At 37.1% G+C, this 12,411-nt stretch carries 11 protein-coding genes; 7 read left to right on the top strand and 4 right to left on the bottom strand.

Going from position 1 to position 12,411, the window contains the following annotated elements:
• Positions 1-120 precede the first annotated feature (120 nt).
• Both R2Q77_RS08620 and R2Q77_RS08615 read right to left on the bottom strand, forming a co-directional pair.
• The gene (locus R2Q77_RS08620) at positions 121-576 is read right to left on the bottom strand and encodes a hypothetical protein (RefSeq protein ID WP_316803315.1); all 456 of its coding nucleotides are present in this window, start codon (positions 574-576) and stop codon (positions 121-123) included.
• Positions 577-605: 29 nt separating this feature from the next.
• Positions 606-1,376: a queuosine precursor transporter gene (locus tag R2Q77_RS08615; RefSeq protein WP_316803314.1), complete on the bottom strand. Its 771-nt coding sequence runs from the start codon at positions 1,374-1,376 to the stop codon at positions 606-608.
• Positions 1,377-1,613: 237 nt separating this feature from the next.
• Between R2Q77_RS08615 and R2Q77_RS08610 the strand changes: the two genes are divergently transcribed.
• Positions 1,614-2,840, top strand: coding sequence for a multidrug effflux MFS transporter (locus R2Q77_RS08610; RefSeq protein WP_316803313.1), 1,227 nt, complete (start codon positions 1,614-1,616; stop codon positions 2,838-2,840).
• 819 nt (positions 2,841-3,659) lie between these two features.
• Here R2Q77_RS08610 and R2Q77_RS08605 read toward each other — a convergent pair.
• Both R2Q77_RS08605 and R2Q77_RS08600 read right to left on the bottom strand, forming a co-directional pair.
• Positions 3,660-4,349 carry a PepSY-associated TM helix domain-containing protein gene (locus R2Q77_RS08605; RefSeq protein WP_316803312.1) on the bottom strand — a complete coding sequence of 230 codons (690 nt, stop codon included), beginning with the start codon at positions 4,347-4,349 and terminating at the stop codon, positions 3,660-3,662.
• Positions 4,315-5,847 (bottom strand): DUF2271 domain-containing protein, encoded by a 1,533-nt coding sequence (locus tag R2Q77_RS08600; RefSeq protein ID WP_316803311.1) that lies wholly within the window; start codon positions 5,845-5,847, stop codon positions 4,315-4,317. Before R2Q77_RS08600 ends, R2Q77_RS08605 begins: the two co-directional genes overlap by 35 nt.
• Positions 5,848-6,061: 214 nt before the next feature.
• Between R2Q77_RS08600 and R2Q77_RS08595 the strand changes: the two genes are divergently transcribed.
• Genes R2Q77_RS08595 through cls form a run of 6 tightly spaced genes read left to right on the top strand, consistent with a single transcriptional unit; the run spans position 6,062 to position 12,312 of the window.
• Positions 6,062-7,207, top strand: coding sequence for a methionine aminotransferase (locus R2Q77_RS08595; protein ID WP_316803609.1), 1,146 nt, complete (start codon positions 6,062-6,064; stop codon positions 7,205-7,207).
• Between the two features lie 21 nt (positions 7,208-7,228).
• Positions 7,229-8,032, top strand: a complete 804-nt coding sequence (locus R2Q77_RS08590) for a nitrilase family protein (protein ID WP_316803310.1) — start codon at positions 7,229-7,231, stop codon at positions 8,030-8,032.
• A gap of 37 nt (positions 8,033-8,069) precedes the next feature.
• Complete coding sequence (locus tag R2Q77_RS08585; protein ID WP_316803309.1) at positions 8,070-9,104, top strand: N(4)-(beta-N-acetylglucosaminyl)-L-asparaginase; 1,035 nt, start codon at positions 8,070-8,072, stop codon at positions 9,102-9,104.
• Between the two features lie 38 nt (positions 9,105-9,142).
• The gene (locus tag R2Q77_RS08580; protein ID WP_316803308.1) at positions 9,143-10,021 is read left to right on the top strand and encodes a YegJ family protein; all 879 of its coding nucleotides are present in this window, start codon (positions 9,143-9,145) and stop codon (positions 10,019-10,021) included.
• Between the two features lie 42 nt (positions 10,022-10,063).
• Positions 10,064-10,801 carry a copper homeostasis protein CutC gene (locus R2Q77_RS08575; RefSeq protein WP_316803307.1) on the top strand — a complete coding sequence of 246 codons (738 nt, stop codon included), beginning with the start codon at positions 10,064-10,066 and terminating at the stop codon, positions 10,799-10,801.
• A gap of 59 nt (positions 10,802-10,860) precedes the next feature.
• Complete coding sequence (gene cls / locus R2Q77_RS08570; protein ID WP_316803306.1) at positions 10,861-12,312, top strand: cardiolipin synthase; 1,452 nt, start codon at positions 10,861-10,863, stop codon at positions 12,310-12,312.
• Positions 12,313-12,411 lie beyond the last annotated feature (99 nt).

Here is a 12,411-nt window from a genome sequence, read left to right as displayed (position 1 = left end):
ATTGAATGTGAAGCTATAACGCATTCGATAAACTAAAAAGCTGAAGAGTTTTTAAGGTTAATTTTTTTATTTGTTTTGTTGTTAAGCATAAAGGCCGGAGCGATTCCGGCCTTTTGTGTTTTATGATTTAGCTTTAATGTATTTTTCAATAATTACACGATTAATACCTGCTGCTTCTACCTTCTCCTCTCCTTTTTGAATTAAAGTATCCTGACTTAAAGTTACCGTGAATTTGAAAGTTTTACCTGCCCAGTTTTTGTCCTTATAATAGTCTAAATGTTCGGTATATTCATTTCCTTTAAGTTCATAACGCCCACCGCCAGCATCAAAACCAGCAGTATCTTTTGGATTGATGCTGTGTTTTAAAAATGCGAAATGCGTAGCATTAATAATCTTAATCATTTTTGAATCCTTCGTGTAGTCCGTTGTTTTACTCGCTCCATTTTCGATAGTTGTTGCTGATACCAGCTCCCACGTGCCCTGAATAGGCATTTGAGCATTATTTGAATTTTCACTTTTGTTTTTGCAGGCCATTAGCAATGTAATAGCCGAAAGCGTTAATAATTTTAGTTTCATATATTTTTAGGGATGTTTCAAAATATTACTTAACCTCTGCCCGCCATCTTAATGAGTTTATGTGCTAAATCTTTACCTAAATAACCATCGATAATACCATGTACAATGTATAAAATAGGTGTCATTAAAATAGCGACTACAAATTTATATGTATAACCAACTAAACCAATTGCGCCAACCATTTGCCAGCTGTAATGGTATTGTGGATTTAAATAGAAAGCAATAAATATAACTACAAAACTATCAATCAGTTGTGAAATCAAAGTTGAACCTGTAGCCCGCAACCATAAAGCTCTTTCTCCGGTTATTTTTTTAATTTTATGAAAGATTAAAACGTCTGCCAGCTGGCCAATCATAAATGCCGTAATAGAGCCCACAATAATCCACATGCCCTGTCCAAATATTCCTGCAAAAGCATTATTCATATTTAAATTTTCTCCGTTGATTTGTTGATTAACCCAAAAATCGGAAGGTTGTAAATGCATGGCTGCCCAAACTACAAAAAATGCGAAAGCAATTAATATAGACGTTAATATAGATAAAAACCGTACTTGTTTTACACCAAAATATTCATTGATAATATCAGTCATAATGAAAATAATCGGCCAGGTTAATACTCCTGCGGACATATGAAAAGACAAATGCGGAACGCCAAGTAAATTAATATCAAAGGGTTTGATTCCAAGTGTTCCCTCAACGCTAAACAGCTTTACGCCAATAAACTCTGATAATATTGCATTGGCCACGAAAAAACTCCCAAGAACGAGTAAAAGACGGCTTTCTTTTGTTTTAAAAGTCATAGCCTATAAAACTATAAATAAATCGGATAAATAACCACTGTCTGATTATTTTTAAGTGATAAAATATTCAGCATTTTGTCTTAAAAGTTTAGAGCTCCTATTAGATTAGTAATTTTTAGTCTTTACTTTCACAAGAATGAATGAAATACCTCTATTTTTACAAAACACAGACCTTAAGAAGCAATTTAAATAATTAAATCTCGCAATCTTTGCGGCTCAGAAAAAACCAGAGGTTCCATGGCTAAAAAACAACACTTTTATCTTATCTTAATACTTGGCTCTTTAGCCGCACTTGGCCCTTTTTCAATTGATATGTACCTCCCTGGCTTTATCGATATTGCTAAGGATTTACATACTACAGAGTCTGCCGTTTCACTTTCGCTATCCAGTTTTTTTATTGGTATTTCTGCCGGACAATTACTTTATGGTCCTTTATTAGATAAATACGGGCGCAAAAAACCATTATACTTTGGTTTAGTCCTTTATATTTTTGCTTCATTAGGCTGTTTGGCTGTAACCAATATCGACCAGCTAATTGTTTTGCGTTTTGTACAGGCCATAGGCAGCTGCGCCACCGCAGTAGCATCAGTAGCTATGGTTAGGGATTTATTTTCTGTGGAAGAAAGCCCCAAAGTATTTGCTTCTTTAATGCTGGTTATAGCGGTATCTCCAATGTTGGCACCAACTGCTGGCGGTTACTTAATTGCTGCTCTGGGTTGGAAATATGTATTCGTATTTTTAGGTTTTATGGCAGTATTGATGCTATTGGCTTCCATTTTTAAACTGCCCGAAAGTTATAAACCTGATCCCACCTATTCGTTAAAACCCAAACCCATAATAAACAACTTTTTGCTTGTTTTAAAAGATCCACAATTTTATACTTACGCCTTAATTAGTTCCATTACTTTTTCAGGTCTATTTGCTTACGTTTCTGCCTCGCCTACGGTATTCATGAAAATTTACACAGTTAGTAAAACAGGATACGGATGGATTTTTGCTATATTATCCGTTTTCTTTATTGGATCCAGTCAAATAAACAGCCTGATTTTGAGGTGGTTTAGCAGTAAAAAAATTGTACAATGGGCTTTATTGGCGCAATGCATTTTCAGTTTAATCTTTTTAGTATTTGCTTTAAACAACTGGCTTGATTTATACACGACAATTATTTTTATCGCGTTGTTTCTGTGCTGTCTGGGTTTAATCAATCCAAATGCTGCAGCCTTATCTTTAGCGCCATTTAGTAAAAATGCAGGAAGCGCATCCGCTTTAATGGGCGCTTTTCAAATGGGTTTAGGTGCATTTGCTTCCGTAATGGTTAGTTTATTCAGCGAGCATTCCGTATTGCCAATGCCTATTGTAATGACCGCCGCCGCACTTGTGGCCATGCTCTGTCTTTTAATTGGCCGGAGATTTATTACCACAGAAGTAGAAGCATCAGCTGATGCCACTGTTATCGCACATTAAATTTACAAGTAGGATACAATATTTATCACCACCTAAGGCATATTAGAGCACCTGAGTTTTGGTTATTTTCTTAAGTGTAATAGGTGTCTAAGATGATAAATTCAAAACAAGATACATCTATTGTTTATCACCACCTAAGGCATATTAGAACACCTGAGTTTTAGTTATTCTCTTAGGTGTACTTAGGTGTCTAAGATGATAAATTCAAACAAGAAACATCTATCGTTTATCACCAACTAAGGCATATTAGAACACCTGAGTTTTAGTTATTTTCTTAGGGGTACTTAGGTGTCTAAGATGGTAAATTCAAAAACTATAGCACAAAAAATACATCTATTGTTTATTACCACCTAAGGCATCTTAGAGCACCTGAGTTTGGTTATTTTCTTAGTTGCACTTTGGTGTCTAAGATCATAAATTCAAACAAGATACATCTATTGTTTATCACCACCTAAGGCATATTAGAACACCTGAGTTTAGTTATTCTCTTAGGTGTACTTAGGTGTCTAAGGTGGTAAATTCATACAAGAAACATCTATGTTTATTACCATCTAAGGCATCTTAGAGCACCAGATTTTTAGTTATTCTCTTAGGTGCACTTAGGTGTCTAAGGTTGGTAAATTCAAATAAAAGCATAAACAAAATACATTCTATCGTTTATCACCACCTAAGGCATCTTAGAACACCTGAGTTTTAGTTGTTTTCTTAGGTGAACTTAGGTTGTATAAGATCGTAAATTCAGAACAAGAAACATCTTTGTTTATCACTACCTAAGACATCTTAGAACACCTGAGTTTTAGTTATTTTCTTAAGTGCATTTTATGGAACAAAAAGCCTATAAATCAAGTAACAAATAATTGTTCCAACGGCTGCAATAATAAATCCGCTTAGTCTTTTCTTTTTAATGAAGCAGATCAAAATAATGCCGGAGATGGATACCAATGTCATTAATACTGCAGAAATATCTATAATCCAAGACCATGCTTTACCAGAGTCGCGTCCTTTATGCAAATCATTAATTACGGCAACAACTCCCATTCGGGTAACAGATAATTCATATTTGCCATTTTCGCGGTCAACGAAAGCATCCGCTACATAACCAGGCCCGTTAAAAGTTAGACTGCATTCGTTATCGTCAATTCTAAAATCACTAAGAATACCTTTGACATCATGTTTACTTCTAAAATACTCAACCAGCTGAAGTTTATTAATTTTACTTGTATCCGCCTGATTTACCCATTTCAGATTAACCAGACCCGAATCCTTAACCACCACCTCCTTGCCGGATGTAAACCAATCAGCATGGTTCAATGTTAAACCCGAGACTGCGAAAAACAACAATATGGTAAAACTTACCATAGAAAGGTAGATATGTAACCAGCGCGATAAACCAGCCAGCCGTTTTTTACCTTTTCCTTTCCCTGTTTCTTTTTTTTCCTGTTTACGACCTAATCCAACAGGGGCAGCAATTATATTACTTTTTGGTGTTTGCGATTTTTCTGTAGTCAAGTGATGCTGAAGCTAATTCTGGATTCGGGGTTAATTCAATTCTTTTTGCAGAACCTGTAAATTTCATCGTTTGCGAAATCATCTGGTAAGTTCCGTGCTCTCGGGCAACTTCAATATAAACAGTATAAGTACTTTCTTTAACCAATTTACCGTTATCGTCTTTCCCATCCCATGCAAGACTATACTTTCCAGGGCCGCGAGTTGCACTACTGGTAGAACTTATTTTTCCATCTTCACCTTTTTTAAATTCGTCGCCATTAACACGCGTCCATGATTTTAAATCAGGTAACCAACGGGGTTTATTATACCAGATTGCAAGGTTACGAACTGGCATTTTTGCCTGATCTTCTACCCAAACGGCTATAAAAGGACGGCGTGCGCGTCTTCCATCTGTAGATTCGATATTAGCAATTTCAAGATTAACTATAAGTTCATATTTTGTATTCCAGATTTTATCTGCTTTGTTATAGGTATTATGCTCAATAGCAGGTTTTGAAACAGCTGTTTCATATTTAGCCCAGCCTTTGCTTTTAATTTCTTTACCTTCTCTTGTAACCAATAAATATTCAATATCTCCTTTTGATGCTGACAATTTCTCAATTTCATCGACTGATAATACATTAAAAGAGGTAGCTAAAGCGCCCGCTTCGCTGGCATTAGGAGCAATTACAGTGGCACTAATAATTTCAGTAACTGGCTTACCTGTACGTGGATCGATTATATGAGAATACCATTTTCCATTTACATTAAAACCTCTGCGGTAATTTCCACTCGTTGCAACAGCCATATTCGAAACCTTGATGGTTGTTAAGGCAACATCATTTTCAGCATCGGCTTTTGGATTGGCAATTTCAATACTTTCTGCATCAGAACCTTTAATAACCATATCGCCACCAATATTAACCACCACATTTTCAATGCCCGGGCTTTTCATGGCTTTTTCAGCAGCTTTATTGATGATGTAACTTTTAGCAAAGGAATTTAAAGCTAAGGGTGCAGCATCCAATCGGGTTACCGTCAGATTTTTTTCATCCAGAATATAATGCTTCTGCTTTATGGCATTTACAGCATTTTGCAGTTCCGGAGCAGAGGGTAAATGATGTGTATTAGCCGCTTTTTTCCAAATCTGACTTACAAGTTCAGCAGAAGCATCCAAAGCCCCGTTGGTTAAGCTTTTATAGCTTTCAAATTGTTGTAAAACTTCAAATAATTCAGGTGATATTTTTGTCGTTTGACGGCCATTTCTAAGCCATTGACTAAACTCACTTGTTGTTTTGTATGAACTTAAAATAGCATCCAAACGATCGATTTCATTTAAGGCATTTGTTTCTGCCGCATCAGCATCAAACTGGTTAACTGCTTTAAATTTCAACTCCAGGGAAGTGCCCAAAACATTTTCGTAATTGGAAACAAATGTTCGAAAAGTCTTTTTAGGACTCACAAATGCTGAGGCTGTAATTATCATTAAGCCTATCGCAACGAGGTATCTAAATTTCATAATTGTATTGATTGCCTTGCAAAGAAAAAGCTTTATTTGGATTAATTATAGATAACATGGAAATATAATTGAAATAATACAATTTTAACATTTCTATACGTTTTTTAAGCAGCCAAACAGTTTGGATTAAAGGTCGACTTTAGATTTTAAAGCCTAAAGCTACCTCATTAAACCTTTTACCTTAATATTCTTTTTCCTATTTTCGCTTACAATCATTATGAATATACAATCAAAACTTCCGGGCGTAGGCACTACTATTTTCACGGTAATGTCTAAGCTCGCTACCGAGTACAATGCTATAAATCTTTCTCAGGGCTTTCCAGACTACGCATGCGACCCTAAGCTTACAGAACTGGTTACCAAAGCCATGAAAGATGGCTTTAACCAATATGCGCCAATGACAGGCTTACCTGCCTTACGCGAAAGCATCGCCGAAAAGGTAGAAAACCTGTACCAAATAAAATACAATCCAGATACTGAAATTACAGTTACAGCCGGCGGAACCCAAGCCATTTTTACGGCATTGGCGGCCATAATTAACCCGGGTGATGAAGTGATTATTTTCGAACCCGCTTACGATTGTTACGCACCTACTGTAAAGCTTTTTGGTGGCCTGGTTAAAAGTTATGCCCTGGCGCCGCCAAATTATAGTATTGATTGGGAAATGGTTAAAAAACTGTTTACCGTTAATACCAGAATGATTATTCTAAATTCGCCCCAAAATCCTACAGGAAGTATTTTATCAAAGGAAGATATTGAGGCGTTGATTAAATTAACGAACGATACTGATATCCTGATCTTAAGTGATGAGGTATATGAACATTTAATATTCGATGAGCAAAAGCACCAGAGTGTTATGCTTTATCCGGAGTTAAAAGAGAGAAGTTTTATTGTTGCTTCATTCGGCAAGCTGCTACATGCTACAGGATGGAAACTCGGCTACTGCCTCGCGCCGGCCAAACTAATGGCAGAATTTAGAAAAGTACACCAATTTAATGTTTTTAGCGTTAATAGTCCAATGCAACATGCAATAGCTAATTACATTAATAAACCTGAAAACTATAGTGGAATTGCACATTTTTTTCAGCAAAAAAGAGATTATTTCAGATCACTTTTGGCAGAGAGCCGCTTTAATTTACTACCTTGTAATGGTTCCTACTTTCAATGCGTAAGCTATACTGATATCAGTGATGAAAAAGACACCGATTTTAGCATAAGGCTGATTAAAGAATTTGGCGTTGCCACCATCCCCGTTTCGGCATTTTACCAAAGAAATACCGACCATAAAATTATTCGCCTCTGCTTTGCTAAAGAAAATTCGACCCTTTCCATGGCTGCAGAAAAATTAAAAAATGTTTAAACCTCCCAAACCAATAAACATATGGAAGCACCGATTTATACCAAAATAGAAAACCTGAAAGTTACGGTCTTTCAGGCCTATCTGTTTTGGGAAAATATAGACAAAAACCTTCAAAACCTCAGCCTTAGGTTATCAATGGGCGTTAGAGAAAAAACCGACCTGATCATCTTGCCCGAAATGTTTAACACAGGTTTCAGTATGCAATCAGAATCACTTGCAGAAGAAATGGGTGGCAAAACCATGCAATGGATGCAGCAGATGGCTCAAAAATATGAATGTGTGGTAACCGGAAGCCTTATCATCAAAGAAAATGGCCATTATTATAACCGTATGATTTGGATGCCTGCCAATGGCGAACACCAGCATTATGATAAAAGGCATTTATTTAGCATGGGCGACGAAGACAAACATTATACCCCCGGAAAAGATAAATTAATTGTAGAGCTTAAAGGCTGGAAAATACGTTTGGCTGTTTGCTATGATTTACGTTTCCCGGTTTGGTTGAGAAATAAGGATGCTGAATATGATATTTTACTGCTCGTAGCCAGCTGGCCCGATAAACGTTCATCTCATTGGAAAGCATTGATACCGGCAAGAGCAATAGAAAACCAAAGTTATGTAATTGGCGTAAATCGTGTTGGGCATGATGGCAATCAGATTTATCATGGCGGGCACTCCATGTGCATTGATCCTTACGGAAATACCGTTTATTACAAGCCTGAAGACGAAGATATGTACACCATTACCATCACTTACGAGGAAATTGTAAAAATTCGCAGGCAGTTTCCATTTCTAAAAGATGCCGATAATTTTCAAATTGATTAAAAAATAACTAAACCTTAACCAAACAATCACAATCTAAATGTTTAACCGCCGTAAATTTATTAAAGCCTCTGCCCTTTCTGCAGGATTATTAGCCCTTGATAAAACCAGCTTAGCGGATGCTATTCCCGCTACGCAAAAAGATACGAAAAATCTGCCCATCGTAATTTCAACATGGGATTTTGGAATCGCTGCCAATGCGGATGCCTGGAAAGTTTTAGTGGCCGGTGGCCGGGCACTTGATGCTGTAGAACAGGGAGTTTGGGTACCTGAAGCAGATGAAAAAAATCAATCTGTTGGTTATGGCGGTTTACCCGATCGCGATGGGCATGTAACCTTAGATGCCTGTATTATGGATGAATTGGGTAATTGCGGAGCGGTGTTAGCCCTTGAGCATATTAAACATCCCATTTCGGTGGCCCGTAAAGTAATGGAGAAAACCCCGCATGTAATGCTTGCAGGCGATGGTGCACTGCAATTTGCACTGGAGCAAGGTTTTAAAAAAGAAAACCTGCTAACACCCGCCAGTGAAAAAGCCTGGAAAGAATGGTTAAAAACAGCAAAGTATGCTCCGGTAATGAATATTGAAAATAAACTTTACGAAAAAGCCGCTCCTCAAAAATTACCAGGAAACCAGTATAACCACGATACCATTGGCATGCTGGCTATTGATGCCAAAGGAAATATTTCTGGTGCCTGTACCACCAGTGGCATGGCCTACAAACTGCATGGTCGTATTGGCGACAGCCCTATTATTGGTGCTGGCCTTTACGTTGATAATGAAGTAGGTGGAGCAACTTCAACAGGTGTTGGAGAAGAAGTCGTTAGAAATGTTGGTTCATTTTTGGTTGTAGAATTAATGCGCCAGGGTTATACTCCAGAAGCAGCCTGTAAAGAAGCTGTTTTAAGAATCATCAAAAAGAAACCCGAAACTGCAAAAAATATTCAGGTGGGATTTTTAGCCATCAACAAAAAAGGCGAATATGGTGCCTACGCCATCCAACAAGGCTTTAGCTATGCTGTTTGCAACGCAGAAAAGCAAGATTTGCTTATAAAAGGCAAAAGTTATTACTAAATTAATTGAACACTCCCTAATAAACCTATAACTACAACATGGGCCTATTATCAAAAATTTTCGGAAAGAAAAACGTAGAAGAACGTAAAAACGAACCCGACATGGTTTACATCCCTAATGAGGACGAACGCATGAACTGGGCAATTGAAAAAGCGAGTTTAACTCTTTGGTATTTTGAAGAAAGTCTTAAAAATCCTCAACCCCAGCAAGTTTATTTTTCTGTAAAAGTAAAAATTGTAGACCAGGAAAACAGCGAACACATCTGGCTTACCGATCCTCATTTTGACGATGAGGGAAACTTATTCGGAACTGTAGGAAATGAGCCCGTTAATGTAACCACAGTACACTTTGAACAAAAAATCGGAATTGACCGTAATTTGATTTCCGATTGGATGACGATAGAAAATGGCAGGTTAATTGGCGGATATACCATAAGAGCCATAAGAGACGGCGTACCTGAACAAGAGCGCCCGGCCTTTGATAAAAGCATAAACTTATACATTGACGAAGGTGTAGACCATTTTAAAGCTAATTTTGATACACCAGAGGGTGCAATTTTAGCCTTGGAAAAAGCGTATAGCGAAAAAGATATTGAGGCTGCATTAGCGTGTAAAGACTTTTACGAAGAAGCCAAAATGATGCTTTCCCGTCTGAATATGGAAAAGGCTGACGAAATAATTGCGAGTACAGCCGAAGTTTTACACCTCTCCTTTATAAATAACCTGGTGGAAAATGGCTTCCCTGACTTCTCCAACCTTCAGAATGCTTTTACAGAAAGGGAAAAAACTGACGAAAACCACTGGATTATTACGGAGGTTTGCTGGTTTCTGGATGGCGGAAAATCAATTCAACAATTAAATACATTTAAATCAAATGCTGGCTGGAAGGTTTTAGGGCCGGTTTCTGCCGAAGATTAAATTAATAATACCATCAACTTACAACCACCTGAAGATTTAAACATGAATGTTTTAGAAATTTGCGCCAATTCTTATGCTTCTGCCCTTGCGGCTCAAAATGGCGGAGCAAAGCGTGTAGAATTATGTGATAATTTGGCAGAAGGCGGAACAACGCCCAGTTATGGGCAAATTGTCTTATCCAAAAAAAATCTTCATATAGAAATCTGGCCTATTATAAGGCCGCGTGGCGGAGATTTTCTGTATTCTGACTTAGAGTTTGAATTGATAAAAGAGGATATAAAAATCTGTAAATCATTAAATTGTGATGGAATTGTTACCGGTATATTAAATCAAGATGGCAGTATAGATAAAAAACGCATGCATGAACTTATTGAACTTGCCAAGCCTATGCCAGTTGCTTTTCACCGGGCATTTGACATGAGTAACGATAAAGAAAAAGCATTAGAGGATTTAATAGAACTGGGCATTGTACGTGTGCTTTCATCGGGAGGATCATCATCTGCCATCAAGGGGCTTGATGCATTGGCAAAGCTCGTTAAACAGGCAAATGGAAGGATAGCCATTATGCCTGGCGCTGGTATTAATGAAAATAACATCATCGAATTGATGACAAAAACAGGCGCCCAGGATTTTCATGCCTCAGCAAAAGCATTTGTAGCCAGTAAAATGGAATACCGCAACACAAAAACCAAAATGGGAAACATTGATGATGAATATCAATACGAATTAACTTCTGTTGATCAGGTTAAAAAACTGGTTAAAGCTATAAGAACAGTATAGTTTTAACTAATTTAAATCAATTCAAGAAATAAATACCTTTAAACCTTAACCTGATACAGATGAACTGGTTACTTTTGTCAGAAATTGTTTATGCAATTGTAGTTGTACTCGTTTGTTTAAGGGTTATTATAGATACTCGAAGCAACACCAAAACACTTGCCTATCTCCTGCTTATTATTTTTGTTCCGTTGCTGGGTATGATCATTTATTTTTCGGTCGGCATCAACTACCGCAAGAGAAAAATGTTTTCTAAAAAACTGGTACAGAACGAAAATCTTGCTAAAAGTGTTGCTTTAGAAATCGATCAATATTCTCGAAATACATTTGATAACAGTCCTGAAAATGTACAGGTTTACCAAAGATTATCTCATCTTTTACTTAAAGATACCAAGAGCCCTTTAACCGGGCATAATAATGTAAAGTTATTATTCAATGGTGAGCATAAATTCCCTGAAGTATTACAGGCACTTCGCGAAGCTAAACATCATATCCATATCGAATATTATATTTTTGAAGATGATGAAGTTGGGCGATCCATTGAAAGCATTTTAATCCAGAAAGCAAAAGAAGGTGTAAAAATCAGGTTTATATACGACGATTTTGGAAGTCGTTCCATCCGGAAAAAGATGGTGAAAAGACTTCGAGATTCGGGAATTGAAGCTTTTGCATTTTCAAAAATTACATTTATTGCTTTAGCCAACCAGCTTAATTACCGCAACCATCGCAAAATTATTATTATTGATGGTTCATCAGGATTTGTAGGCGGCATTAATGTGAGCGACCGATATGTAAATCAACCGGGAAGTAAAGCACTTTTTTGGAGAGACACGCACCTTCGTTTGCAGGGCCCGGGAATTTATTATCTCCAATATCTTTTTTTATGCGACTGGAATTTTTGCGCGGAAGAAAAGCTTGAACCCAATAATCTTTTTTTTCCAAGGCATCATATCAATTCTTCCGGAAATAAAGTGGTTCAGATTGCAGCAAGCGGGCCTGATTCCAATTTCCCTTCAATCTTATTCTCTTTGCTGGAAGTGATTAGTAATGCTAAAAAAGAAATATTAATCACTACACCCTATTTCATTCCGGGCGAGAGCATTATAGATGCGCTTACTGTTGCTGCGCTCGGAGGTGTTTCTATTAAATTACTTGTTCCCGATCAATCAGACTCCAAACTGGTTAATTCAGCTGCCAAATCCTATTATGATGAACTGTTAAAGGTGGGTGTGGAAATATACCTTTACCAAAAAGGATTTGTGCATGCTAAAACTATGGTTGCTGATCGTGAAATTGCAATGGTTGGCACGGCAAATATGGACTACCGAAGTTTTGACCTGAATTTTGAAGTGAACGCGATAATTTATGATGAAGAATTGGCAACTGAACTCAGTAATGCCTTTTACGATGATATTTTAAACGCTAAAAAAATTGACCGGATGGAATGGGAAAACCGCCCGATGATAAGGCAGTTGCTCGAAAAATCAGCAAGACTTGTATCGCCATTACTGTAATATATTGATCGGATATCGTTTTGCAGAATTTATTTCAGCACCTTTTTAGTTAGAAAGACCCTGAAATAAATTCAGAGTGACGCATTAAGTAATCAGGAA

The organism is Pedobacter nototheniae (genome assembly GCF_032678625.1).
Taxonomy (GTDB): Bacteria; Bacteroidota; Bacteroidia; order Sphingobacteriales; family Sphingobacteriaceae; genus Pedobacter; species Pedobacter nototheniae_A.
Note: the sequence above shows the minus strand (reverse complement) of the source record. Positions and strands in the feature narration are given on the sequence as shown.

Bases quoted from the DNA above. Each gene is read 5' to 3' on its own strand.
- R2Q77_RS08610 (WP_316803313.1), top strand. From the start codon at position 1,614: ATGGCTAAAAAACAACACTTTTATCTTATCTTAATACTTGGCTCTTTA.
- R2Q77_RS08620 (WP_316803315.1), bottom strand. From the start codon at position 576: ATGAAACTAAAATTATTAACGCTTTCGGCTATTACATTGCTAATGGCC.
- R2Q77_RS08615 (WP_316803314.1), bottom strand. From the start codon at position 1,376: ATGACTTTTAAAACAAAAGAAAGCCGTCTTTTACTCGTTCTTGGGAGT.
- R2Q77_RS08580 (WP_316803308.1), top strand. From the start codon at position 9,143: ATGGGCCTATTATCAAAAATTTTCGGAAAGAAAAACGTAGAAGAACGT.
- R2Q77_RS08590 (WP_316803310.1), top strand. From the start codon at position 7,229: ATGGAAGCACCGATTTATACCAAAATAGAAAACCTGAAAGTTACGGTC.
- R2Q77_RS08575 (WP_316803307.1), top strand. From the start codon at position 10,064: ATGAATGTTTTAGAAATTTGCGCCAATTCTTATGCTTCTGCCCTTGCG.
- R2Q77_RS08585 (WP_316803309.1), top strand. From the start codon at position 8,070: ATGTTTAACCGCCGTAAATTTATTAAAGCCTCTGCCCTTTCTGCAGGA.
- cls (WP_316803306.1), top strand. From the start codon at position 10,861: ATGAACTGGTTACTTTTGTCAGAAATTGTTTATGCAATTGTAGTTGTA.
- R2Q77_RS08600 (WP_316803311.1), bottom strand. From the start codon at position 5,847: ATGAAATTTAGATACCTCGTTGCGATAGGCTTAATGATAATTACAGCC.